We start from the raw sequence: 23,414 nt of genomic DNA on the forward strand, positions 1-23,414 counted from the left end.
CCATGACACCCTTTGATGCTCCGCTGTTCGACACCGTCCTGGTCGCCAACCGCGGCGAAATCGCCTGCCGGGTGATCCGCACCCTGCGGGTACTCGGGATCCGCTCGGTGGCGGTCTACAGCGACGACGACGCCGGCGCCCGCCATGTGCGCGAAGCCGACCTTGCCGTCCGCCTGGGCCCGGCCCCGGCACGGCAAAGCTACCTGTCCGTCGACGCCGTGCTCGCCGCCTGCCGCAGCACCGGGGCGCAGGCCGTGCATCCCGGCTACGGCTTCCTGAGCGAAAACGCGGACTTCGCCGCAGCCCTGGCGGACGCCGGCATCACCTTCATCGGCCCGCCCGTCCGTTCGCTCGACCTGATGGGGGACAAGATCCGGGCGAAGAACCATGTGCAGGACCACGGCGTCCCGGTGGTTCCCGGGATCGCCGAACCCGGGCTGGACGATGCCCGCCTGCTGGAGGCTGCCTCCGACATCGGCTATCCGATTCTCATCAAGCCCTCCGCCGGGGGCGGCGGGAAAGGCATGCACGCCGTACTGGAGGCCGCGGACCTGCCGGGGGCGCTGCAGACCGCGCGGCGGGTGGCCGCCTCGGCCTTCGGCGACGACACGCTGTTCCTGGAACGGCTGGTCTCCTCACCCCGGCACATCGAGGTGCAGATCCTGGCCGACAACCATGGGAACGTGGTCCACCTGGGAGAGCGCGAATGCTCCCTGCAGCGCCGGCACCAGAAAGTCATCGAGGAAGCACCCTCCGTGCTGCTGGATGCTGCCACCCGGGAACGGATCGGCGAGGCAGCGTGCAACGCCGCGCGGTCCGTGGACTACACCGGTGCCGGAACCGTGGAGTTCCTGGTGTCCGACGCCGCTCCGGATGAGTTCTTCTTCATGGAAATGAACACCCGGCTGCAGGTGGAGCATCCCGTCACCGAGATGGTCACCGGCGTGGACCTGGTGGCCGAGCAGATCCGCATTGCCGCCGGCCATCCGCTGTCCCTCAAGCAGGAGGATGTCACCCTCACGGGGCATGCGGTGGAGGCACGGATTTACGCGGAGGACCCGGAGCGGGACTTCCTGCCCACGTCGGGCTCGGTGCAGTGGCTGCGCGAGCCGGCCGGCGAGGGCATCCGGGTGGACTCTTCCCTGCTGCCCGGGCTGGCCGTGTCCTCCAGCTATGACCCGATGCTGGCCAAGGTCATTGCCTGGGGGCCGGACCGGGCGGCAGCGCTGGCACGCCTGGACACGGCGCTCGCCGGTACCGCCGTGCTGGGCATCGGCACCAACGTGGAATACCTGCGGCTGCTGCTGGCCGATCCGGACGTCCGGGCCGGCCGGCTGGATACCACGCTGATCGAACGCCGGCTCCCCGGGCTGGAGTTCCGTTCCCCGCAGGAGCCCGAACTGGCGGCCGCCGCGCTGCTGTACGCACAGGGCCTGGCGGGTGAGGCGTCGGGTTCACCGTGGCGGCGGGCGGACGGCTGGCGGATCGGCGGAAGGGGAACGGGCGGCGGGGACGGGAACGCCGGAGGCACGCCCCTGCAGCTGGTGTTCGCCGCCCCGGACCTCGGCGGTGACGACGTCGTCGTGAGCGTTACGGGCACCGCGCGGCAGGCGACGGTGCGGATCGGCGGAGCCGAGCACTCGGCCGCCCTGATGGCCGACGCCGACACCAGCCAGGCCGGGGCCCGCGTGAACCTGAGCCTGGACGGGGTGCTGCACACCTTCACCGTCGCCGCGGAACCGGACACCGGCGCCTTCTGGCTGGCCGGAGGCAGTACCGGGGAGCTGTTCACGGTCCGGCTGCGGCTGCGCAGCCGCAGCGAACAGCTGAACCGCCAGCTGGCGGCGGCGGGCCGGGACACCGGTGACGCGGACCCGGTGGTCCGTTCCCCGATGCCGGGCACCGTGGTGGCGGTGGCAGTAACGGACGGCGAGCGCGTTTCCGCCGGCGCACCCCTGCTCAGTGTTGAGGCCATGAAAATGGAGCACCAGCTCCGGGCTCCGGTGGACGGCATAGTGTCCCTCAGCCTGCGCCCCGGGGATCTGGTGAAGGCCGACCAGGTCCTGGCCACACTGACACCGGAACCGGTGCCGGCTACCGACAGCGCAACAGACCCGCACACTACCGAAGGAGCAGACCATGCCCGACTTTGAACTCAGCGAGGAACACCAGGACCTCTCCGACACCGTGCGCGACTTCGCTGACGAGGTCATTGCCCCCGTCTCCGCCCAGCACGATGCGGAGCACAGCTTCCCGTACAAGGTCATTTCCCAGATGGGGGAGATGGGACTGTTCGGGCTCCCGTTCCCGGAGGAATACGGCGGCATGGGCGGGGACTACTTCGCCCTGGCCCTGGCGCTGGAGCAGATTGCCCGGGTGGACCAGTCCGTGGCCATCACCCTGGAGGCGGGGGTCTCCCTGGGCGCCATGCCGATTTACCGGTTCGGCAACGAGGAGCAGAAACAGCAGTGGCTGCCCCTGCTCGCCAGCGGCGAAGCGCTCGCAGGCTTCGGCCTCACCGAACGCGAGGCAGGCTCCGACGCCGGCGGCACCAAGACCACCGCCCGGCTCGAGGACGGGCAGTGGGTCATCAACGGCAGCAAGGAGTTCATCACCAACTCCGGCACCGACATCACCCGCCTGGTGACCGTCACCGCCGTTACCGACACCGTGACCGAACCGGACGGCACCTTCCGCAAGAAGATCTCCACCATCCTGGTTCCCACCGACACGCCCGGCTTCACCGCCGAAAAGCCGTACAACAAGGTCGGCTGGAATGCCTCGGACACGCATCCGCTGACCCTCACCGACGTCCGGGTGCCCGAGGCGAACCTGCTGGGTGCCCGGGGGCGGGGCTTCGCGAACTTCCTGCAGATCCTGGATGAGGGCCGCATTGCCATTGCTGCCCTTGCCACCGGTGCAGCGCAGGGCTGCGTGGACGAATCGCTCCGGTACGCCAAGGAACGCGAGGCGTTCGGTGCGGCCATCGGCACCTACCAGTCCATTTCCTTCCGGATTGCGCGCATGCAGGCACGGGCACACACGGCCCGGCTGGCCTACTACGACGCCGCCGCCCGCATGCTCGCCGGACGACCGTTCAAGACGCAGGCCGCGATCGCCAAGATGGTGGCCGGCGAAGCCGCCATGGACAACGCCCGCGACGCCACCCAGATCTTCGGCGGCTACGGCTTCATCAACGAGTTCCCCGTGGCCCGGCATTACCGGGATTCCAAGATCCTGGAGATCGGCGAGGGAACTACTGAGGTGCAGCTGATGCTGATTGCCCGCAGTATGGGCCTGTGACACCTCTGCCCCGACCGCAATACCGTGACCCGGCTACCTGAGACTGAACGGACACTGCCATGATCAACAAGGTGTACCCCGGTGCGGCCGAGGCCGTCGCCGATATCCCGGACGGCGCTTCCCTGGCCGTGGGCGGCTTCGGCCTCTGCGGCATCCCGGTGGCGTTGATCGATGCCCTGCATGACGCGGGCACCACGGACCTGGAAACCGTCAGCAACAACTGCGGCGTGGACGACTGGGGCCTCGGCCGGCTGCTGGCGGACCACCGGATCCGGCGCACCGTCAGCTCCTATGTGGGGGAGAACAAGGAATTTGCCCGCCAGTTCCTCTCCGGCGAGCTGGAAGTGGTCCTCACCCCGCAGGGCACGCTCGCCGAGAAGCTGCGCGCCGGCGGCGCGGGCATCCCGGCCTTCTATACCCCGGCCGGGGTAGGCACGCAGGTGTCCGAGGGCGGCCTGCCGCAGAAGTACGACGCCGAGGGGGCCGTGGCGCTGGCCTCCGAGCCGAAGGAGGTCCGCAGCTTTTCCGGCGCGGACTATGTGCTGGAGGAATCGCTCACCCCCGACTTCGCCCTGGTCCATGCGGCGAAGGGGGACCGGCACGGGAACCTCGTCTTCCACGCCGCCGCCATGAACTTCAACCCGCTCTGCGCCATGGCAGGGCGCATCACCATCGCCGAGGTCGAGGAACTCGTGGAACCCGGCGAGCTGGACCCGGAGCACATCCACGTACCGGGAATCTTCGTCCAGCGGGTGGTCCTGGCCGCCCATCCGGAAAAACGCATCGAGAAGCGGACGGTCGCGGCCGGCCAAGGCGGCACCGGCGGAAGCAAGGAGTCCTGAGATGGCACTGAACAGGCAGGAACTGGCCGCACGCGTCGCGCGCGAACTGCACGACGGCCAGTACGTGAACCTCGGCATCGGCATGCCCACGCTGATCCCCAACTACATCCCCGAGGGCGTGGAAGTGGTGCTGCACTCCGAGAACGGGATCCTCGGCGTCGGCCCGTACCCCGCCGAAGACCAGCTGGACCCCGACCTGATCAACGCCGGGAAGGAAACCGTCACCGTGAACAAGGGGGCCGCCTTCTTCGACTCCGGCGCCTCCTTCGGCATGGTGCGCGGCGGCCACGTGGATGTCGCGGTGCTGGGCGCGATGGAAGTGGCGGCCAACGGAGACCTGGCCAACTGGATGGTGCCCGGGAAGATGGTCAAGGGCATGGGCGGGGCCATGGACCTGGTGTTCGGTGCCAAGCGGGTGATTGTCATGATGGAACACCTGGACCGGTCGGGACGGCCCAAGATCGTGAGCGAATGCTCGCTGCCGCTGACCGGAAAAGGCTGCGTGGACCTGATCGTGACCGACCTGGCCGTGATCGAGGTGGGACCGGAGGGGCTGATCCTGCGCGAGACCGCCCCCGGCGTCAGCGTGGAGGACGTGGTGGCAGGCACCGGCGCTCCGCTGGAGGTTTCCCTTGACGTATGAGGAGCCCGACGCCGGCACCGAAGAGATCGCGATGGCACCGCGGGTCATTGAGCAGCGGGGCCTCTGGTACGAGGAGTTTGAACCGGGCGTCATTTACCGCCACCGGCCCGGACGCACCGTCACCGAGGCGGACAATGTCCTGTTCACCACCTTGACCATGAACACCCAGGGCCTGCACCTGGATGCCGCCTACAGCGAGGCCCAGCCGTTCGGGCAGCGCCTGGTGAACTCCATGTTCACCCTGGCCACCATGGTGGGCCAGTCCGTGGCGCAGCTGACCCAGGGCACCCTGGTGGCGCAGCTGGGGCTCGGGGAGATCAGCTTCCCGCGCCCGCTGTTCCACGGGGACACCCTGTACACCGACACCGAAGTGGCGGACAAGCGTCCTTCGGCCTCCCGGCCCGGCCAGGGCATCATCACGCTGACCCATACCGGCCGGAACCAGGACGGCGACGTCGTGGCGCAGTGCACCCGCACCGCACTGATGTGGACGGCGGAGGGCTACGCCGCGAAAGAGGCAGGGACAGGTCCGCGATAGGTTGGAGCGGAAAGCATCGCCGGAGACACCGAGGAGTACAGCCATGACCACCTTCCCCATGGGACCAGCACTGCTTTTCTGCCCGGGGGACCGGCCGGAACGCTTCGGCAAGGCCGCCGAGCGGGCGGACGCCGTCATCCTGGACCTTGAGGACGCCGTCGCTCCCCGGGATAAGGAAGCGGCAAGGAAGAACCTGGTTGCCGCGGAGCTGGACCCCGAACGCACCATCGTCCGGGTCAACCCCCTGGGGACCGAGGATTTTGAGCGGGACCTGGCCGCCCTGTACCAGACGCCGTACCGCACCGTCATGCTGGCCAAGACGGAGGACGCCGCCGCCGTCGCCCGGGCGCTCGCCGGGTTCGCCGTGGTCGCCCTGCTGGAAACAGCACTCGGCGTGGTCCGGGCCGCGGACATTGCCGCCACGGAAAATGTGGCAGCCCTGATGTGGGGCGCCGAGGACCTGCTGGCATCCCTCGGCGGGGAATCGAGCCGCCACCAGGACGGCACCTACCGCAGCGTCGCCGTGCAGGCCCGGTCCACCGTGCTGCTCGCCGCCGGCGCCTTCGGCAAGGGAGCCATCGATTCGATCTACGGCAACATCTCGGATACTGAAGGACTGGAGGCCGAAGCACGCGACGCCGTCGCCTCCGGTTTCGCGGCCAAAGCCTGCATCCATCCCGGGCAGGTAGCCGCCGTGCGTGCGGCCTACGCCCCGGACCCGGCTGATGTTACGTACGCCGAGCAGGTGCTGGACGAGGCCCGCCACCACGGGGGTGTCTTCAACTTCCGCGGGCAGATGATCGACGGACCGCTGCTGAAGCAGGCCGAGCAGACCCTCCGCCGGGCGCAGGGCTGAGACCACGTGTTTGCCGCCCCGGGAAGCGTCCGCCGGTGACGGACGCTACTCTGTCACCATGCGCATAGTCATAGCGGGAGCCCACGGAAGAATCGCACGCGAACTGGGACGCCTCCTGGCTGCCGACGGGCACGACGTGGCCGGCCTCATCCGCAACCCGGACCACGCCGCAGACCTGGAAACGGACGGCGTTGCCCCCGTGGTGCTGGACCTGGAGAACAGCACGCTGGAGGACGTTGTCCAGGTCCTCACCGGAGCAGACGCAGCCGTGTTCGCCGCCGGCGCCGGACCCGGAAGCGGCGCGGCCCGCAAGGACACCGTGGACCGGGCAGCGGCAGTGCTGCTGGCCGACGCCGCCGAGCAGGCAGGAGCAGGCCGCTTCCTCCAGGTCTCCTCCGGCGGCCTGGATGCCGTCCGGGCCGGCTCCCGCCCGGAGTCGATGGATGAAGTCATGTACGCCTACCTGGTGGCCAAGCTCGCCGCCGAAGAGGACCTGATGGCCCGCAGCTCACTGGACTGGACGATCATCCGGCCCGGCATCCTCACCAACGACGCGCCGTCGGACCGGGTGGACCTGGCTCCGGAGGTGGAGCGCGGCAGCATTCCCCGCGCCGACGTCGCCGCGGTCCTGGCCGAACTGCTGCGAACCGGCAACGGCGTCCACCAGGCCCTGGGCCTGGTCTCCGGAACCGTTCCCGTTACCGAAGCCGTGCAGGCGCTGTCTGCGTAGTTCCGGACACGCGGCTAGGCCCGAAGCTGCGGCGCCGCAGCATCGGAGCCGGGCTGCGGGATACTAAAGGTATGCAGCCCTCCGAACCGATTTCCTCAGACCACGACTACGTCCGTTCCCGCCGGCCCGGCTCGGACCACCTGCCCCGGCGCGTGGTCCTGCTCGGCTCCACCGGCTCGATCGGAACGCAGGCCATCGACGTCGCCGACAATGCCCCCGAGCGGTTCCGGATCGTGGCCCTGGCCGCAGGCGGATCCAATCCGGAGCTGCTGGCGCGCCAGGCCGTGCACACCCGGGCGGAAGCGGTGGGCTGCGCCGCCGTCGACCTCCCCACCCTGCACCGGCACATTTCCGACGCTGCCGCCGCAGCGGGAATCACCGGCTACGCCCCTGAACTGTTTGTTGGAAAGTCCGCGGCCACGGCCATCGCGGCGTGGACCGAAGCCGATGTGGTCCTCAACGGCATCACCGGTTCCATTGGACTGGAACCGACCCTGGCAGCCCTGGCCGCTGGGCACCTGCTGGCCCTGGCGAACAAGGAATCCCTGATTGTCGGCGGGGAACTGGTCAAGCGCGCCGCGGCTCCCGGGCAGCTGGTTCCCGTGGACTCCGAACACTCCGCGCTGGCACAGGCGCTGCGCTCGGGCACGCATGCCGAAGTGGACCGGCTCGTGGTCACGGCTTCCGGCGGCCCGTTCCGCGGACGCAAGCGCTCCGAGCTGGCCGACGTGACACCTGAGCAGGCGCTGGCACACCCGACCTGGAATATGGGCCGGGTCATCACCACCAACTCGGCCAGCATGGTCAACAAGGCCCTGGAAGTCATCGAAGCCCACCTGCTCTTCGACATCCCGCTGGAGCGGATCGACGTCGTCGTCCACCCGCAGTCCATGGTGCATTCCATGGTGCAGTTCGTGGACGGCTCCACCCTGGCCCAGGCCTCCCCGCCGGACATGCGGCTCCCGATTGCCCTGGGCATGGGCTGGCCGCACCGCGTACCCGGCGCGGCCCGGCCCTGTGACTGGACGCAGGCTACGGAATGGACCTTCGAGCCCCTCGACGAGGAAGCCTTCCCCGCCGTCGCCCTCGCCAAGCAGGCGGCAGCGGCCGGAGGGACGAACATGGCGGTCTACAACGCCGCCAATGAGGAAGCCGTCGATGCGTTCCACGAGGGACTCATCGGATTCACAGACATCGTTGATACGATCGCCGCCGTATTGGACCAGGCCCCGGCGTCGGGGCCGCTCACGCTCCAGTCGGTGCTGGCAGCGGAGGAGTGGGCACGTGCCGCCGCGCGGAAGCGCTGCGGACGATGACCGGCCCGGCAGCTGCAGTTGAAGTGAAGGAAGCCCGTTGACCATTCTGCTTTTCATCCTTGGGGTGCTGTTCGTGGCGATCGGCATTGCCGTCTCCATCGCCCTGCACGAGGTGGGCCACCTCCTGCCCGCCAAGGCCTTCAAGGTGCGGGTCACCCAGTACATGATCGGGTTCGGCCCCACCGTCTTCTCCCGCACCCGCGGCGAAACCGAATACGGCTTCAAGGCCCTTCCCCTGGGCGGCTACGTCTCCATGGTCGGCATGTTCCCGCCCAACAAGGAGCACGACGGCGAGGTCCGCCGGTCCAGCACCGGCATGTTCCAGCAGCTCGCCGCCGAAGCGCGGCAGGCCGAAACCGACCGCCTGGTCGAGGGCGATGAGAAGCGGGTGTTCTATCGGCTTCCCGTCTACAAGCGGATCATCATCATGCTCGGCGGGCCGTTCATGAACCTGCTGATCGGCGTCGTGCTGTTCGCCGTGCTGCTCATGGGTTTCGGCACCGCCCAGACCACCACCACCCTGGCCGAAGTCAACGAGTGCGTCATCACCGCGGAACAGCAGGAAACCACCGGGCAGACGGACTGCACGGCCGCCGATCCCGCCGCGCCCGCCTACGAGGCCGGGCTCCTTCCCGGGGATACCATCACGACGTTCGACGGCCGGGACGTGACGTCCTGGGAAGAGCTCACGGGCTGGATCCGCGAGGCGGCCGGCAAGACCGTGCCACTGACTTACGAGCGGGACGGTGTCGAAGCGCAGACGACCATCACTCCGCTGCTCACCGAGCGCCCGGTGGTGGGCGACGACGGCGCGGCCAAGACCGACGATGACGGCAAGTACCTCACGGAAGAAGTGGGCTTCATCGGCGTCGGCGCCGAGCAGGCACTGGTCAAGCAATCCGCCGGCGCCGTCCTGCCGGCGGTGGGGGAGAACCTCGCCAACATCGCCGGCGTCGTGGTCAACCTGCCCCAGCGCCTGGTGGACGTTGCCGAGGCAGCATTCTCCTCCGAACCGCGTGACCCCAACGGACCCATGAGCGTGGTGGGCGTCGGCCGCATCGCCGGCGAGATTTCCTCCCAGGAAGTCATCCCGGTGGCGGACCGGGTGGCAACGCTCATCGGGCTGGTCGCCAGCGTGAACCTGGCGCTGTTCGTCTTCAACCTCATTCCGCTGCTGCCCCTCGACGGCGGCCACGTTGCCGGAGCCCTGTGGGAGGGACTGCGGCGCCGACTGGCCAAGCTGTTCCGCCGCCCGGACCCGGGGCCGTTCGACATGGCCAAACTGCTTCCGCTGACGTATGCGGTGGCGGTGCTGCTGATGGGGATGGGTGCGCTGCTGATCTATGCCGACATCGTGAAGCCGGTCAGCCTGTTCAACTAGGTTTCCCGGTGCCCGGGCTGTCCCGGTGCCGCTTCGGCGCCCGGAACGGCGGCAACGAAATCCCTTGCTCGCAGAGCTCGCCGGGATATTAAAGCCGCCTAACCCGGGCGCCTGCGCGGGTTAGCAACGCAGCCGCCTAACCCGGGCACCTGCGCGGTCTTGTCACCCCGGGCACCTAAACCGGGCGCCTATGCGGGCTGCGCGGGGCGTGGCAGGATGGCAGGCATGAGTTCCGGGGGAGAAGCAGAAGCAACCACCTTTCGTACCGGTATGCCGGTGCGGTATCGGTTGATCGTGGGGCTGCTTGGCTTCGCAGCCACTGGCGGGACCGTTCTTGCCACTCTGGGAGCGGGACCGACGCCGCTCGTAGTGGGCCTGTTGATGGCCGTAGCGTTCGGTGCCGTCGTCGTGATGACGGTTCGTGTCAGCGTGGGAGCTGAAAGCATGCAGGTCCGGGCGGCGGCTGTGTTTGCCACGGAGATTCCCTATCGGGAGATCACGGGGGCCTCTGCAGGGCCGACGACCGGGCTGCGCGAGGGCATGGGGCTTCGGATCCTCCCCAATGCCACGGGCTATCTGGTGGGGGGACCGTCGGTGCGGATCGAGTGCCGTCAGAGTGCCGTCTTGGTGTCCTGCCGCGAACCTGAACGCCTCCTGTCCAGCCTGGCCGGTCAGGGCGTGCCTACGGCTTAGATCTTCGGGTTTCCCTGCAGTCCGGGCCCGAAAGCCGCAGAGCGTCCCACGAACTGTGACCGGTGAGTGCTCCTGGGGTCACTTTCGCCACAGCAGGACCACCGGGCGGGAAGCTGTGTCCGCGCGCACCCTTCCGTCAGGAGTTGCAAACAGAAATGAGCCCTCAAACGGTTGCAATTAAATTTGCATACGATTACGGTTTCAACATGTTTGTCCTCACGATCGACCAGCGCAACAGCCAGGGCAGCGGCGACAGGGTGCCGCAGCTCCTGGCGTCCCTGGCAGACCTGCCGATGCTGCTGGCCTTCGAGCGGTCGGTGGGTGATGAGATTCAGGGTGTCTGCGACTCGGCACAGACCGCTACCGACGCCGTGCTCCGGGTCCTGCGGGACGGAAACTGGTACGTGGGAGTGGGTGTTGGCCCGGTCTATGAACCGCTGCCGCCCAGTCCCCGGGAAGCAGGGGGACCGGCCTTTGTAGCGGCACGGCAGGCGGTGGACCGGGCCAAGAAAAGCGGTGACCGCCCGCCCGTTGCGGTGGAGGGATCGCCGGGCGCTCCCGAGGCGGAAGCGGTCCTGGTCCTGCTCGGACGTCTGATCAGGGAACGGACGGATGCCGAATGGCGGATCCTGCAACACGTCGAACCCGGTACATGGGGTGCCCAGACGGCGGCCGCCCGTAAGCTCGGCATCAGTTCGCAGGCAGTGAGCAAAGCCGCCCGGAGAGCCGGCTGGCAGGAGGAATGGGCCGCACGGCCCGCGGCCGCAGTTCTGCTGGACCGTGCGGATGACCTGGCAGGCAGAACGGGAAACAGCTCAACGAAGGACGGATAAATGACGATTGTGTGGGTCGTAACCGGGCTCCTGGCCGCCGCGCTGCTCGGCTGGCCCGTGACCGCCGGCGTGCTGCGCCTGGCCAGCGCCGTCCAGCACCCTCCGCCCCCGCCGCCGAATGCCGTCCTCCGCGGCGGGCTGGCCATCGGCATGCTGGAACGCCTCGCCGTCGCCGCGGCCGTCCTGGCTGATGAACCGGTGGCGATTGCCTACGTCGTCGCCGTGAAGGGGCTTGGGCGGTATGCCGAACTCAAGGAAACCCCGGCTGCGGCGGAACGCTTTATTATCGGCACCCTGGCGTCGATGCTGTGGGCGGTTGCGGTAGCCGTTCCTATCCGGCTGTTCCTGCTGTAAGGCCGTGCATGCCGGCCAGTCTTCCTGCCGGGGTCCGGGCATCCCGTAGGCTTGAGGGCATGAGTATTTTTGCAGTTGAGTATGTCTACGACGCCGATTCGGCCGAACTCCGCGACCAGCACCGTCCCGCACACCGCCAGTGGCTTCAGCAGCTCGTGGATGAGGGGCATGTCCTGTCGGCGGGAGCGTTCGTGGACGGAGCGGGTGCGCTGCTGCTGTTCGTCGCAGAGGATGAAACAGCGCTGCTCGCCCTGCTGAAGCAGGACCCGTTCGCCGTAGCAGGCGCCATCTCCGGCATGAAAACCACCGCATGGAAGCCGGTCCTCGGCGCGTTCTCCGACGGGGCCTAACCTCCGCTCTAAGCCCACAGTGATATTCGCCCGGCCCCGGCAGTCTCTGCCCGGGCCGGGGTGATAATAGGAAGGGCGCGTTTGAATAGCGCGCGTTTCACAGCCTAATACCTGCCGTTTCGGCACATGGAGGACGTTTTGACCTCGGTCAACCTTGGAATGCCAGCTGCACCGCCGCCCACGCTTGCGCCCCGGCGCAAGACCCGCCAGATCAAAGTGGGCTCCGTTGGAGTCGGCTCGGACTCGCCGATCAGCGTTCAGTCCATGACCACCACCCCCACCACGGATATCAACGCCACCCTGCAGCAGATCGCTGAACTGACGGCCTCCGGCTGCGACATTGTCCGCGTTGCCTGCCCCAGCGCAGATGATGCCGCCGCACTGCCGATCATTGCGAAGAAGTCCCAGATCCCCGTGATCGCCGACATCCACTTCCAGCCGAAGTATGTCTACGCCGCGATTGAGGCCGGCTGCGCCGCCGTGCGCGTGAACCCGGGCAACATCCGCAAGTTCGACGACCAGGTCAAGCAGATCGCCAACGAAGCCAAGGCTGCCGGCGTGTCCATCCGCATCGGTGTCAATGCCGGTTCCCTGGACCCGCGGCTGCTGGCCAAGTACGGCAAGGCAACGCCCGAGGCCCTGGTGGAATCCGCCGTCTGGGAAGCATCCCTGTTCGAGGAACACGACTTCCACGACTTCAAGATCTCTGTGAAGCACAATGACCCCGTGGTCATGGTGCGTGCCTACGAGCTGCTGGCCGAACGCGGCGACTGGCCGCTGCACCTGGGCGTGACCGAAGCCGGTCCCGCCTTCCAGGGCACCATCAAGTCCGCCACTGCCTTTGGTGCGCTGCTCTCCAAGGGCATCGGCGACACCATCCGCGTCTCCCTCTCCGCCCCGCCGGTGGAGGAGGTCAAGGTGGGAAACCAGATACTGCAGTCGCTGAACCTGCGGCCCCGCAAGCTCGAAATCGTCTCCTGCCCGTCCTGCGGCCGTGCCCAGGTGGATGTGTACACGCTCGCCGAGCAGGTCACCGCCGGCCTGGAGGGCATGACCATCCCGCTGCGTGTTGCCGTGATGGGCTGCGTAGTAAACGGACCCGGCGAAGCGCGGGAGGCCGACCTGGGTGTAGCCTCCGGTAACGGCAAGGGCCAGATCTTTGTCAAGGGTGAAGTCATCAAGACCGTTCCCGAAGACCAGATTGTGGAGACCCTCATCGAAGAAGCGATGAGGATTGCAGAAGATATGGGAGAACCCGATGGCGAGGATGCTGGGACGGGTGGCCCCATGGTTACCGTCAGCTAAGTCCGAAATCCGCAGCGCCGCCTCGAACGCGGCGCTGCGGGTCCTGCGCGACGAGGACACCGTTGCGCTGTGGGATCTGGCCGCCGCTGACCCGGTGGCCAACATTTTTATGCTTTCCCATTTGGAAGCAGCCCGGACGGCAGCACCCACCTCCTCGGGTGGACGGATTGTGGGAGTGTTCGACGGCGGCACGCTCATCGGCGCCTGCTGGTCCGGCGTCAACGTGGTGCCGGTTGAACTGGATGCGGATACAGCTCCCGAGGTCGGACAGTTCCTGGCCAGGCAGCGGAACCGGTTTTCCTCCATTTTCGGCCCCTCGGAGGCCGTGCTCCCGCTCTGGTCCGAACTGCGGAACGTTTCCCCCCGGCCGTTCGACGTCCGTCCGGAGCAGCCCCTGCTGCAGATTGCCGCGCCGTCCGCCGTCGCTCCGGCGCCCGGACTGCGCCCCGCCCGCCCTGATGAGCTCGATGTCCTGCTGCCGGCCTGCACCGCCATGTTCGAGGAAGAAGTGGGGTACTCGCCGGTCTCCAACGGCGACCGCCACTACCGGCAGCGGGTCAAGGGACTGATCGAACGACGGCATTCACTGGCGGATTTCGACGCCGCCGGGCGGGTGGTCTTCAAGGCCGAACTCGGTACCGTCTCCAAGCAGGCCGTCCAGGTGCAGGGCGTGTGGATGAACCCTGAGTACCGCGGACAGGGGCTGAGTGGGTCCTACATGTCCGCCGTCGTCGACGCGGCACTGGGCGTTGCCCCCGTGGTCAGCCTTTACGTGAACTCCTACAACGCACCTGCCCGCGCCACCTACGAGGCCGTCGGCTTCGAGCAGGTGGGCACGTTCGCGACCATCCTGTTCTAGCCGGTCCCGGGACACCTGTCCGGTGCGGTGTGCTGCGGTGCGCCGGGGATGCCGTAGGCTCTGGGGCACGCACTCAGGCACGGGGTAGCACGGTGCACTGCGCCCGGCATCAGGGGTTGCCCGCCCCGGTCCGCTGCGAAGGAGCGGGCAGGGACACTGTCCGCCGACGACGACGTTGGGGGATCACGAAGATGGTTGCTTTCACCACGAGGACAGCTGGCGCCATGTTCCGGACGGGCGGATCCAAGCGGGCAGGAGCCGCAGGCATTGGCGTGGCGCTGGCCATGATCCTCTGCGGCTGCGGCGGAGGGGATGAGCCGCCTGCCCGGGACGACGGCGCCGCCACCGTGAGCCCGAAGCCGTCGCCGTCTGCCTCGAAGTCCGCGGCCAAGGGCAGCGAAACCGGCGCCGGCGCACTTAGCGGTGCGGAGCTAGCTGCCGTCCTCAACGAACTGAACACCGACCTGGACATTGGCGGGACGGTGATCGAAGAAACGCAGCTGAAGGAATCCACCGCGCAGAGCATGGCGGCATTGCAGGACGTCGAGTACACCCCCTGCAACCCGACCGAAGGCACCGATCCGATGAAGGCTGTGCGTGAGGCGGGCATGGGCGCGCTGGCGATCGAAGGCAACGCTCCGGGCAGACCGGACACGATCTCCGTCCTGAGCTGGCCCAGTGAGGCACCTGTCGCCGACGAAATCGAGATAAGCAGGAGCCAGCTCGCATCCTGTCCCGAGTTCACCCTGAGTGCCGACGGGCAGACAGTTTCCTCGGTCACCGAAGCCGTGGACATGCCGGAGATCGGTGAGGCATCACAGGCCTACGTCACCCGCCAGACTGCCAACGGCACCACGCAGACCTCAGTGGTGCTGACCGCGTGGTCCGGCACCCATTCGGTGCAGATCACGCTTTACGAGGCCGATCCCCAGGAAAGCGTCCGTTACGTCGCGCCGATACTCGAAGAGGTATTGGACCGCATGGAGGGCTAGCCGCGAGTTAGGGTGAGCGGCGTCACATGGTTAGGATTCTCAGTGAGCTTCCTATTCGGAAGTGATGGCATCGATACCGGCGGCGAAACAAAGATGAGCTGCCGGATTGCGGCCGGAAGAGCATCCACATATGGGGGAAAAGTGAAGAAAACCATCAAGGCAGGCGCCCTGCTTGTTGCCGGCGTCTTTGTCCTTTCAGGCTGTGGCAGCTCAGAGGGGAATTCTGAATCCGCGCCGGCAGAGTCGCCTTCAGCCTCTTCCGCCCCGGAGCTGAGGGTAGGCCAGGACCAGTACACCGCAGAAGAGCTTGAAGCGGCACTGGCAGCAGTGAAGGCCGATCAGGGCGTGAGCGGGGAAATCACCACCGAGGAGGCTCTTCGTCCGCGGTTGGAAGATGCCGCCGGCTCTCTTTCCGACGTTACGGTCACGCCGGAGAAGTGTTCGGAGGCTCTGGGCTTTGCAAGCTTCTTCGGGGACGTGGCGGAGGCCCACATCGCCGAGCTGGAGCTCAGTGACACCGAAAGGCTCACGGTGGTGAGCCACGCCGACGCGTCCACCCTGGACAAGCACATGGAAGAAACCGGAAGCATGCTCGATGAATGCGCCGATTTCGACATGACGATCGAAGGGGACGAAGAGGTCGCCAGCGGCACCACAGAGCGTCAGGAAGTGTCCACCGACGCGCCGTCCACAGAGGCTTTCGCCCTGACCCTCAGTGCTACCGGCGTCGAACTCAGCGGGCTGAAGGTCGCCGCAGCTTCGGGCACCACGAACATCTCGGTGACGGTCAGCGATGCCGCTGACATGCCGGCCGCCGTGGCCAAGGCCGAGGAAGCCATCAACGCGGTGTACGCGCAGCTGGAATCAAAGTAACGGACCTGCAAGATCCAGATCACCACATCGGCCGCAGCACGAGTGGCCGGCGGAACAATTCCATTGGGGGAACCATGAAGAACACCATGAAAGCCAGCGCACTCCTCGTGGCAGGAGTCATTGCACTCTCGGGCTGCGGCAGCTCCGACGAGAATCCGGAGTCGGCGCCGGCGGAATCCGAGTCCGTGTCGGCAACGCCCACGCTGGCGGTCGGCCAGGATCAGTACACAGCGGACGAGCTGGAAGACGCACTCACGGCGGTGAAGGAAGCCGAGGGCCTGAGCGGCCAGATCGCCAATGACGCGATGGTGCGTCCCGAGCTCGGAGCCGCACAGGATGCCTTCGAAGGAATCGTTGTCACCCCGGAGGAGTGCGGGGACCTGGTGACCCAGGGGCTGGGCGAAAAGCTCGAGGACGGCACCTTCGGCATCATGCAGCTCAGTGCAACCGACACGCTGACGATCATCAGCTACACGGATGAGTCCTTCATCGAAGACCAGATCGAACTGAACAACCGGCAGATGGAAGACTGCGCCGCCTTCACGATGGAAGCCAATGGACAGTCGCTGGCAGCCTCCGGCAAGGAAATTGAGATGACCACGGACGCCCCGACCACGCAGGCATACGAAGTCGTGACAACCATGGGCGGGGAGGCCAGTTCCGCCCTCCAGATCGCTGCACTTTCCGGCACGACCAACATCACCGTCGCCATCCAGGATCCCGCAGACACCGAAGCGGCCGTCGCCGAAGCCAAGGAGCTCATTAACGCGGTGTACGCCGAGCTGGAAAAGAAGTAGCCGGCACCGCACCTATGTGAAGCCCGAGACGGGGCCGGGCCTGCAGTGCAGGTCCGGCCCTGCCGCCGTCCGAGCCCTGTCCGGGAACAGCGGCCCGGCGCGTTAGATTAGTAGGGCATACATTCTTGAGATGCAGCCCTGTGGCTGCAGAAACGGATTCCCAGCGTGGTCCTTCGACTTTCCACTCTTTTCCTGCGCACCCTGCGCGAAGACCCGGCCGACGCCGACGTCGCCAGCCACCGGCTCCTGGTCCGTGCCGGTTACATCCGCCGGGCCGCGCCGGGCATCTACTCCTGGCTGCCGCTGGGCCTGCGGGTGCTGGGCAAGGTGGAAGCCATCATCCGTGAGGAAATGGAAGCCATCGGCGCCCAGGAAGTCCACTTCCCGGCCCTGCTGCCGCGCGAGCCGTACGAACTCTCCAACCGCTGGACGGAATACGGCGAGAACCTGTTCCGCCTGCAGGACCGCAAGGGCGCGGACTACCTGCTGGCACCGACCCACGAGGAAATGTTCACCCTCCTGGTCAAGGACCTGTACAACTCCTACAAGGACCTCCCGGTGTCCCTGTTCCAGATCCAGACCAAGTACCGTGACGAGGCACGGCCGCGCGCCGGCCTGCTCCGCGGCCGCGAGTTCATCATGAAGGACTCCTACTCCTTCGACATGGACGACGAGGGCCTAGACGCCAGCTACCAGGCACACCGCGAGGCCTACCTGCGCATCTTCGAGCGCCTCGGCCTGGAAATCGTCGTCGTCTCGGCGGTTTCGGGCGCCATGGGCGGGTCCAAGAGCGAAGAGTTCCTGCATCCGATGGCCGTGGGCGAAGACACCTACGTCCGCTCGGCGGGCGGCTACGCTGCCAACGTCGAAGCCGTCACCACCGTGGTGCCTGCGGATATCGACTACACCGGCGCGCCGGAGGCACGCGTGGTGGACACCCCGGACACCCCCACCATCGACACCCTGGTCACCGACGTCAACGCCCGCTTCCCGCGGGAATCCGGCGAGTGGACGGCAGCGGACACCCTGAAGAACGTGGTCCTGGCCGTCACCCTGCCCACCGGGGAACGCCGCATCGTCGTCGTCGGCGTTCCGGGCGACCGCGCCGTCGACCTCAAGCGCATCGAAGCGAACATCAGTTCCCACATGGAAATCGGCGGCGAACTGGCCGTCGACGCCGCCACGGACGAGGACCTGAAGAAGCACCCCGGCCTGGTCAAGGGATACATCGGCCCGGGCCTCAGCACGGACCAGCCCGTCCTGGGCACCGAATCCGCCACCGGCCTGCTGTACCTGGTGGATCCCCGCGTGGTCTCCGGCACCAGCTGGATCACCGGCGCCAATGAGGCCGGCAAGCACGTCATCGGGCTCGTCGCCGGCCGCGACTTCACCTGGGACGGCACCATCGAAGCCGTTGAGGTCCGCGAAGGCGACGAAGCACCGGACGGCTCCGGCCCGCTGGAAGCAGCCCGCGGCATCGAAATGGGCCACATCTTCCAGCTCGGCCGCAAGTATGCCGAAGCGCTCGGCCTGAAGGTCCTGGACCGCAACGGCAAGCTCGCCACGGTGACCATGGGATCCTATGGCGTGGGTGTCACCCGCGCGATCGCTGCCCTGGCCGAATCCCACCACGACGACAAGGGGATCATCTGGCCCCGCGCAGTGGCGCCGGCCGATGTGCACGTTGTCGCCACCGGCCGCGGCGCGGAGATTTTCGACGCCGCCGCACAGCTCTGCGAAGAACTCGAGGCTGCTGGACTGGAGGTCATCTATGACGACCGCCCCAAGGTGTCCCCGGGCGTGAAGTTCGGTGACGCCGAACTCATCGGCGTTCCGACCATCCTCGTGGTCGGCCGCGGCCTGGCCGACGGCGTCGTGGAAATCAAGGACCGTGCCACAGGCAACGCCGAAAACGTGCCCGTTGCCGAAGCGGTGGAGTACGTGCGCCGCACCGCAGCGCAGTAGCCCTCAATGGTCTCCGGTCTCGAGGAGGTCACGCTTGCCACCATCGCGCTTGTGGTGGTGGCAGGCCTGGCTGCCGGCTGGGTTGACGCCGTGGTGGGCGGCGGCGGACTGATCCAGCTTCCCGCGCTCCTCCTCGTACCGGGGATCACCCCGGTCCAGGCGCTGGCCACCAACAAGATGGGCTCCATTTTCGGCACCACCACCAGTGCCGTCACCTATTACCGGCGCGCCCATCCGGACCTGCGCACGGCCCTGCCAATGGCCGGCGTCGCCCTGGCCGGGAGCTTCGGCGGCGCCATCCTGGCCGCCTCGCTGCCGTCATCGGTCTTCAAACCCATCATCGTGGTGGCCCTGGTCGCGGTGGCGGTGTTCACCGCCACCAAGCCCACCGTAGGGGAGCTGACGAAGCTGCGGCACACCGGGGGCCGCCATTACGGCACCGCGGCCGGCATCGGCCTGGCGATCGGTTTCTATGACGGGCTGATCGGCCCGGGCACCGGCTCGTTCCTCATCATTGCCATGGTTACCCTGCTCGGGTACAACTTCCTCGCGGCCAGCGCCAAGGCCAAGATCGTGAACATGGCCACCAACCTCGGGGCCCTGGCGTTTTTCCTGCCCAACGGGTCCCTGCTCTGGGGGCTGGGGCTGGTCCTTGGTTTCGCCAACATGATCGGCGGCTATCTCGGTGCACGGATGGCCGTGACGCAGGGCAGCAAGTTCATCCGGATCGTTTTCCTGGTGGTCGTTGCCGCACTGATCGTCAAACTTGGCCACGACGTCTGGGTCGAGAACATCCGCGGCTAGGAGGCGGTCAGGCGGCCGGCAGCTCCTGGACCGGCGGAATACCCGGATGCCGCCGGCCGGTCAGCGCCGACGCCACCCAGATGGACCGCTGCGCGTCCCCGTGCTGGCCTTCACGCACGTAGTCAAGCGCATTGGTTACCTCCCGCAGGATGCTCCATTCCACGGCCGCCTTCCGGTCCAGGCCCGCGGCGGTGCACAGCCCCTCCAGCCGTGCCGCCAGGGACTCCTCCGGTGCCGACGCATCCAGGTCCTGCAGACGGTTCCACAGCATGGGCGCCACAGCATACTCAGCCTCGCCGAGTACCGCCTGGGGATCGATCGCCGCGTATTCTCCGGGAGTCCGGGCCAGGATGTTGGCGTAGTGCAGGTCTGCATGCACCAGCACATCCCGCGCCGAGCGCCGCCCCACCGCGCCGCGGGTCTGGCAGACGTGCAGCGCCGCCTCCAGCAGCCAGCGCTCGAACGGCCGCCCCAGGGCTTCCCACTCTGCGGGCAGTTCATCCGAGAGCTGTTCCGCATGTGCCGCCAGGGACGGAACGGCAGCCCAGTGCGGGGAGTCGGACTCGGGCAGGCTCAGGCGGCGGACCAGCGCGCCCCAGACCTGCACGGCAGCATCCATATCCGCCTCCAGCAGGGTGTTCTCCGGGTCGAGGCGTTCCAGCACCAGGCAGGTTCCCGCAGCGTCCCGATCCAGCAGCCGCACGGCGCCCCGTCCGTCCCACAGGGAAAGCGCCGCCGGCTCGGTCGCGGCTTCGGCGTGGGGAAACGGGAATTTCAGCACCGCCGGCAGTCCGTCAGCGAACCGGACGGGCAGGACGAGAGCGCCCTGCCCGTGCCATGGAACAGCACCGGGCGGATCGGGGACCACATCGAAGGCCGCGAGGCTGGCCTCGGCCAGCCCGGGCAGCCCCGCCAGCCAGGTACGGCCGCCGCGGGTGCCCTGATAGCGCCGGCGCAGGGCCTCGGGGACGACGACGGCGGGTGGCATGCTTCTCCTACGCGGTTGCAGTTACGGATACAGCGGGTGCGGCGGCGCCCGCGGGGCGCACCGGTAGGCAGACCCGGCAGCCCCGGCGGATCAATTCCACGGCAGATCGTCCGGGACGGCGTCCACTCCGGGGGCCGCGGGGACGGAGTCCGCCTGCAGGTACAGGTCCTCCGTCACTGCGGCGAGCCGCTCGATGGCCCAGCCGCGGAGGCTGCCTTCACTCAAAGCCACCAGGTCAGCGTAGACCGCCGGGAACTCCTGTTCCAGTGCGGGCAGGGCACCGCCGGGATCCTGCAGGAAGCCCGCCTCCAGCCGGTAGGCGGGGGCGGGAGCCACGGCCGGTAGGCACAGGTCGGGCAGGTAGGCCACTGCGTCCGTGCCCCGGGAGGTGTGCTCGCTCACGCGGTCGAGCCACTGTTCCCGCACTGCCGCTGCGGGGGGATCCTGTGCCAGTGCCACCTCATAGGCGTACGCGGCCCCGAATTCCGCGTCGATGGCAGCCTGCAACGCGGCGGCTGCGTCGGGCGGGGAGCTGCCCGCCGGTACCGTGCCGGACGCCGCCGTTCCGCCCGGGGACGGTGCCGGCAGGGCAGGCGTGGGCTGGCTGCCCGGTGTTCCGGCGTCCGGGCACTTCGACGTGTCCGTCTGCGCCGCCGGCCCGGCGTCGTCACCGGTGCCGCCGGCTGCCGGGCCGCCGTCGTCGTCGTTCCCGGGGGAGGCGGGAACCGCCAGGCCGGTGGCACGCGCCGCCCAAACCCGCTGCGCGGCCCCCGCCGCGGCGAGCAGGCGTGAGGTCCCGGGGTCGGCCCGCCATGCGGAGCGAAGGTTGGCGTCCGCCGCCGCTGCCAGGGCCTGCGCGTAATCCTCCGGTGCCCGGGAGGCCGCGTTCGTTCCTTCCGGCAGCTGCTTGGCGTCACCAGCATCCGTGCGGCCGGTATCGGTCAGGAGCGCCGCCTGGGTGCGCAGACCCTCGGCCTGTTCCCGAAGCTCGGACGCGAGGGGGCTTTTCCCGTCGCCGGCCAGCGCCAGCGCCTCTGCGGCCAGGGCCCGGGCATCCTCCCGTGCGTCGGCCAGCGCCGTCTCGGAGAAGGTGCGGGTGCGCTCCGTCGCGTCCCCGGTGCCGGCCACCAGGCCGAAACTCAGGATGACCGCCCCCAGTGCGAGGAACAACACAACCCGCCGCGCGGCGGCACCCAAACGGCGGAACCGGCGGGCAGGTCCCGGCCCGGGTCCGGGGTTTTCCAAAGGCGCGTCCACAACAGTCGATGATGTCACGAACGCGCTCCCATCTGCATCGATGCCTCAAGGCACGGCGAATGTCGGTAGTCTAGGAAGACAACAACATCTAGTGGGAGGCAGCATGGCGGTTCGGCCCAACCCCAAAAAAGACACGTCGTCGGATTACCGCAGGAATGCGATGCGTGCGGAAGTAGCCGCGGAAACCCAGCGGCTGAAGAATTACCTGGCCCCCACGGTAGAGATGCAGGATCTGTTCCTGGAAGACATCGAGATCAAAATGGCCGGTGCGCACCGTACCGTGCATGTCATCCTCGACCTTCCCGAGAACCAGCCCGGAGGCGTGAGCCTGGACAGGATTTCGGCCGCTGCACAGGCGATTTCCGAGGCGATGGACAACGATCCGGGCGACGACGGGCGCCCCTACAACCTCGAGGTTTCGTCCCCCGGGGTTTCCCGTCCCCTGACCGAGCCGCGCCATTGGCGCCGCAACACGGGCCGCATGGTGTCCGTATCCGTGGAGCACGGAGACGACGTCATGGGACGGCTCGTCTCCGTCGACGACGACGGCATTACGTTGATACCGGAATTACCGGTCAAGAAAGGGATGAAAGCCAAGCAGGGGGACCCGGTCCACCTGGCATTCGGCACCATCCGCAAGGGGCGTGTGGAAGTTGAATTCGCCCACCTTGAAGACGACCCGGCCGGCGAGGACGCCCCGGATGATGAAACCACAGCTGAGGAGGCCTAGATGGAAATAGATATGAGTGCGCTGAGGCTGCTGGAACGCGAACGGGAGATCCCCCTGGATCTGCTCGTGCCGACCATTGAGCAGGCCCTGCTGGTTGCCTACCACAAGACGAACGGCGCCCAGGAGCGGGCAAGGGCGGAACTGGACCGGAAGAGCGGCCACGTCACCATTTGGGCCGCAGAGCTCGACGACGACGGCACCATGGTGGGGGAGTTCGACGACACTCCCGCCGGGTTCGGCCGCATCGCCGCCAGCACCGCCCGGCAGATCATCCTGCAGAAGCTGCGCGACGTGGAAGATGACAACATCCTCGGCGAGTTCAAGGGCCGCGAAGGGGAACTGGTCTCCGGCCAGATCCAGCAGGGCAACAACCCGCACATGATCCAGGTGAACCTGGGTTCGGTGGAGGCACTGCTGCCCCCGCCCGAGCAGGTGCCGGGGGAGAAGTACCTGCACGGATCCCGCCTGCGCGCTTATGTCGTGGACGTGCGCCGCGGCTTCAAGGGTCCCTCCATCACGCTTTCCCGCTCCCACCCGGGACTGGTCCGCAAGCTTTTCGAACTGGAAGTTCCGGAAATCGCCGACGGCAGCGTGGAAATCGTGGCGCTGGCCCGCGAGGCCGGACACCGTTCCAAGATCGCGGTCAAGGCCAACATCCCGGGCATCAACGCCAAGGGCGCGTGCATCGGCGAGATGGGTTCGCGTGTGCGGGCGGTCATGAACGAACTGCATGACGAGAAAATCGACATTGTTGACTTCAGCGAGGATCCGGCGACGTTCATTGCCAACTCCCTTTCGCCGTCGCGCGTTAACTCGGTGACCATCACGGACGAGGAGATGCGGTCCGCACGCGTTGTGGTTCCGGATTACCAGCTCTCGCTGGCGATCGGCAAGGAAGGGCAGAACGCCCGCCTGGCCGCCAAGCTGACCGGCTGGCGGATCGACATCGTTTCCGACGCGAAGGCCTCCTAGGCCGCCGGTGCCGCGGATGGATGCGGCGCCGGC

24 protein-coding genes are annotated in these 23,414 nt (G+C 67.6%); 22 read left to right on the forward strand and 2 right to left on the reverse strand.

Annotated elements, in window-relative coordinates; all coding sequences use genetic code 11:
- The first annotated feature begins 2 nt into the window (after nucleotides 1–2).
- The 20 genes from AC5RT8_RS07515 (at nucleotide 3) to AC5RT8_RS07610 (ending at nucleotide 19,434) form a co-directional block, all read left to right on the forward strand.
- Nucleotides 3–2,153 (forward strand): acetyl/propionyl/methylcrotonyl-CoA carboxylase subunit alpha, encoded by a 2,151-nt coding sequence (locus AC5RT8_RS07515; protein ID WP_494095079.1) that lies wholly within the window; start codon nucleotides 3–5, stop codon nucleotides 2,151–2,153.
- Entirely contained in the window at nucleotides 2,140–3,303 is a 1,164-nt protein-coding gene (locus AC5RT8_RS07520) for an acyl-CoA dehydrogenase family protein (RefSeq protein WP_494095080.1), read from the forward strand. Before AC5RT8_RS07515 ends, AC5RT8_RS07520 begins: the two co-directional genes overlap by 14 nt.
- A gap of 59 nt (nucleotides 3,304–3,362) precedes the next feature.
- Nucleotides 3,363–4,145 carry a CoA transferase subunit A gene (locus AC5RT8_RS07525; protein WP_494095081.1) on the forward strand — a complete coding sequence of 261 codons (783 nt, stop codon included), beginning with the start codon at nucleotides 3,363–3,365 and terminating at the stop codon, nucleotides 4,143–4,145.
- 1 nt (nucleotide 4,146) lies between these two features.
- Complete coding sequence (locus AC5RT8_RS07530; RefSeq protein ID WP_494095082.1) at nucleotides 4,147–4,788, forward strand: CoA transferase subunit B; 642 nt, start codon at nucleotides 4,147–4,149, stop codon at nucleotides 4,786–4,788.
- 31 nt (nucleotides 4,789–4,819) lie between these two features.
- Nucleotides 4,820–5,326, forward strand: a complete 507-nt coding sequence (locus AC5RT8_RS07535) for a MaoC family dehydratase (protein ID WP_494095197.1) — start codon at nucleotides 4,820–4,822, stop codon at nucleotides 5,324–5,326.
- A gap of 43 nt (nucleotides 5,327–5,369) precedes the next feature.
- Nucleotides 5,370–6,182: an HpcH/HpaI aldolase/citrate lyase family protein gene (locus AC5RT8_RS07540; RefSeq protein WP_494095083.1), complete on the forward strand. Its 813-nt coding sequence runs from the start codon at nucleotides 5,370–5,372 to the stop codon at nucleotides 6,180–6,182.
- 58 nt (nucleotides 6,183–6,240) lie between these two features.
- Nucleotides 6,241–6,912 (forward strand): SDR family oxidoreductase, encoded by a 672-nt coding sequence (locus tag AC5RT8_RS07545; RefSeq protein ID WP_494095084.1) that lies wholly within the window; start codon nucleotides 6,241–6,243, stop codon nucleotides 6,910–6,912.
- 71 nt (nucleotides 6,913–6,983) lie between these two features.
- Nucleotides 6,984–8,228: a 1-deoxy-D-xylulose-5-phosphate reductoisomerase gene (dxr, locus tag AC5RT8_RS07550; RefSeq protein WP_494095085.1), complete on the forward strand. Its 1,245-nt coding sequence runs from the start codon at nucleotides 6,984–6,986 to the stop codon at nucleotides 8,226–8,228.
- A 37-nt stretch (nucleotides 8,229–8,265) separates the two neighbouring features.
- Nucleotides 8,266–9,609, forward strand: a complete 1,344-nt coding sequence (locus tag AC5RT8_RS07555) for a M50 family metallopeptidase (RefSeq protein ID WP_494095086.1) — start codon at nucleotides 8,266–8,268, stop codon at nucleotides 9,607–9,609.
- Between the two features lie 225 nt (nucleotides 9,610–9,834).
- A complete protein-coding gene (locus tag AC5RT8_RS07560) occupies nucleotides 9,835–10,302 on the forward strand; it encodes a hypothetical protein (protein ID WP_494095087.1) in 468 nt (155 codons plus the stop codon).
- Nucleotides 10,303–10,508: 206 nt separating this feature from the next.
- The gene (locus AC5RT8_RS07565) at nucleotides 10,509–11,135 is read left to right on the forward strand and encodes a MarR family transcriptional regulator (protein WP_494095088.1); all 627 of its coding nucleotides are present in this window, start codon (nucleotides 10,509–10,511) and stop codon (nucleotides 11,133–11,135) included.
- The gene (locus AC5RT8_RS07570; protein WP_494095089.1) at nucleotides 11,136–11,489 is read left to right on the forward strand and encodes a hypothetical protein; all 354 of its coding nucleotides are present in this window, start codon (nucleotides 11,136–11,138) and stop codon (nucleotides 11,487–11,489) included.
- 59 nt (nucleotides 11,490–11,548) lie between these two features.
- Nucleotides 11,549–11,839 carry a YciI family protein gene (locus AC5RT8_RS07575; protein ID WP_494095090.1) on the forward strand — a complete coding sequence of 97 codons (291 nt, stop codon included), beginning with the start codon at nucleotides 11,549–11,551 and terminating at the stop codon, nucleotides 11,837–11,839.
- A gap of 138 nt (nucleotides 11,840–11,977) precedes the next feature.
- On the forward strand, nucleotides 11,978–13,144 hold the full coding sequence (gene ispG / locus AC5RT8_RS07580; RefSeq protein WP_494095198.1) for a flavodoxin-dependent (E)-4-hydroxy-3-methylbut-2-enyl-diphosphate synthase: 1,167 nt from the start codon (nucleotides 11,978–11,980) through the stop codon (nucleotides 13,142–13,144).
- Entirely contained in the window at nucleotides 13,119–14,003 is an 885-nt protein-coding gene (locus AC5RT8_RS07585) for a GNAT family N-acetyltransferase (protein WP_494095091.1), read from the forward strand. The genes ispG and AC5RT8_RS07585 overlap by 26 nt, the downstream gene beginning before the upstream one ends.
- Before the next feature lie 191 nt (nucleotides 14,004–14,194).
- A complete protein-coding gene (locus AC5RT8_RS07590) occupies nucleotides 14,195–14,995 on the forward strand; it encodes a hypothetical protein (RefSeq protein ID WP_494095092.1) in 801 nt (266 codons plus the stop codon).
- 141 nt (nucleotides 14,996–15,136) lie between these two features.
- Nucleotides 15,137–15,868 carry a hypothetical protein gene (locus tag AC5RT8_RS07595; protein WP_494095093.1) on the forward strand — a complete coding sequence of 244 codons (732 nt, stop codon included), beginning with the start codon at nucleotides 15,137–15,139 and terminating at the stop codon, nucleotides 15,866–15,868.
- 74 nt (nucleotides 15,869–15,942) lie between these two features.
- Nucleotides 15,943–16,665 (forward strand): hypothetical protein, encoded by a 723-nt coding sequence (locus AC5RT8_RS07600; protein WP_494095094.1) that lies wholly within the window; start codon nucleotides 15,943–15,945, stop codon nucleotides 16,663–16,665.
- Nucleotides 16,666–16,830: 165 nt separating this feature from the next.
- Entirely contained in the window at nucleotides 16,831–18,630 is a 1,800-nt protein-coding gene (locus tag AC5RT8_RS07605) for a proline--tRNA ligase (RefSeq protein WP_494095095.1), read from the forward strand.
- A 6-nt stretch (nucleotides 18,631–18,636) separates the two neighbouring features.
- Nucleotides 18,637–19,434, forward strand: a complete 798-nt coding sequence (locus AC5RT8_RS07610; RefSeq protein ID WP_494095096.1) for a TSUP family transporter — start codon at nucleotides 18,637–18,639, stop codon at nucleotides 19,432–19,434.
- A gap of 7 nt (nucleotides 19,435–19,441) precedes the next feature.
- Here AC5RT8_RS07610 and AC5RT8_RS07615 read toward each other — a convergent pair whose 3' ends face one another.
- Both AC5RT8_RS07615 and AC5RT8_RS07620 read right to left on the reverse strand, forming a co-directional pair.
- A complete protein-coding gene (locus AC5RT8_RS07615; RefSeq protein WP_494095097.1) occupies nucleotides 19,442–20,422 on the reverse strand; it encodes an aminoglycoside phosphotransferase family protein in 981 nt (326 codons plus the stop codon).
- Between the two features lie 90 nt (nucleotides 20,423–20,512).
- Nucleotides 20,513–21,697 (reverse strand): DUF4439 domain-containing protein, encoded by a 1,185-nt coding sequence (locus AC5RT8_RS07620; RefSeq protein ID WP_494095098.1) that lies wholly within the window; start codon nucleotides 21,695–21,697, stop codon nucleotides 20,513–20,515.
- An 85-nt stretch (nucleotides 21,698–21,782) separates the two neighbouring features.
- Between AC5RT8_RS07620 and rimP the strand changes: the two genes are divergently transcribed.
- Both rimP and nusA read left to right on the forward strand, forming a co-directional pair.
- Nucleotides 21,783–22,409, forward strand: a complete 627-nt coding sequence (rimP, locus tag AC5RT8_RS07625; RefSeq protein ID WP_494095099.1) for a ribosome maturation factor RimP — start codon at nucleotides 21,783–21,785, stop codon at nucleotides 22,407–22,409.
- On the forward strand, nucleotides 22,410–23,381 hold the full coding sequence (nusA, locus tag AC5RT8_RS07630; RefSeq protein WP_494095100.1) for a transcription termination factor NusA: 972 nt from the start codon (nucleotides 22,410–22,412) through the stop codon (nucleotides 23,379–23,381).
- The last annotated feature ends 33 nt before the right edge of the window (nucleotides 23,382–23,414 follow it).

Source organism: Arthrobacter sp. Ms25 (genome assembly GCF_059090365.1).

Excerpts from the sequence above, each read along its gene's own strand:
- AC5RT8_RS07565 (WP_494095088.1), top strand. The coding sequence starts at position 10,509 with ATGTTTGTCCTCACGATCGACCAGCGCAACAGCCAGGGCAGCGGCGAC.
- AC5RT8_RS07540 (WP_494095083.1), top strand. The coding sequence starts at position 5,370 with ATGACCACCTTCCCCATGGGACCAGCACTGCTTTTCTGCCCGGGGGAC.
- AC5RT8_RS07575 (WP_494095090.1), top strand. The coding sequence starts at position 11,549 with ATGAGTATTTTTGCAGTTGAGTATGTCTACGACGCCGATTCGGCCGAA.
- AC5RT8_RS07570 (WP_494095089.1), top strand. The coding sequence starts at position 11,136 with ATGACGATTGTGTGGGTCGTAACCGGGCTCCTGGCCGCCGCGCTGCTC.
- AC5RT8_RS07525 (WP_494095081.1), top strand. The coding sequence starts at position 3,363 with ATGATCAACAAGGTGTACCCCGGTGCGGCCGAGGCCGTCGCCGATATC.
- AC5RT8_RS07560 (WP_494095087.1), top strand. The coding sequence starts at position 9,835 with ATGAGTTCCGGGGGAGAAGCAGAAGCAACCACCTTTCGTACCGGTATG.
- dxr (WP_494095085.1), top strand. The coding sequence starts at position 6,984 with ATGCAGCCCTCCGAACCGATTTCCTCAGACCACGACTACGTCCGTTCC.
- AC5RT8_RS07545 (WP_494095084.1), top strand. The coding sequence starts at position 6,241 with ATGCGCATAGTCATAGCGGGAGCCCACGGAAGAATCGCACGCGAACTG.
- AC5RT8_RS07590 (WP_494095092.1), top strand. The coding sequence starts at position 14,195 with ATGGTTGCTTTCACCACGAGGACAGCTGGCGCCATGTTCCGGACGGGC.
- AC5RT8_RS07600 (WP_494095094.1), top strand. The coding sequence starts at position 15,943 with ATGAAGAACACCATGAAAGCCAGCGCACTCCTCGTGGCAGGAGTCATT.
- AC5RT8_RS07520 (WP_494095080.1), top strand. The coding sequence starts at position 2,140 with ATGCCCGACTTTGAACTCAGCGAGGAACACCAGGACCTCTCCGACACC.
- rimP (WP_494095099.1), top strand. The coding sequence starts at position 21,783 with ATGGCGGTTCGGCCCAACCCCAAAAAAGACACGTCGTCGGATTACCGC.
- nusA (WP_494095100.1), top strand. The coding sequence starts at position 22,410 with ATGGAAATAGATATGAGTGCGCTGAGGCTGCTGGAACGCGAACGGGAG.
- AC5RT8_RS07615 (WP_494095097.1), bottom strand. The coding sequence starts at position 20,422 with ATGCCACCCGCCGTCGTCGTCCCCGAGGCCCTGCGCCGGCGCTATCAG.
- AC5RT8_RS07610 (WP_494095096.1), top strand. The coding sequence starts at position 18,637 with ATGGTCTCCGGTCTCGAGGAGGTCACGCTTGCCACCATCGCGCTTGTG.
- AC5RT8_RS07515 (WP_494095079.1), top strand. The coding sequence starts at position 3 with ATGACACCCTTTGATGCTCCGCTGTTCGACACCGTCCTGGTCGCCAAC.
- AC5RT8_RS07535 (WP_494095197.1), top strand. The coding sequence starts at position 4,820 with ATGGCACCGCGGGTCATTGAGCAGCGGGGCCTCTGGTACGAGGAGTTT.
- AC5RT8_RS07530 (WP_494095082.1), top strand. The coding sequence starts at position 4,147 with ATGGCACTGAACAGGCAGGAACTGGCCGCACGCGTCGCGCGCGAACTG.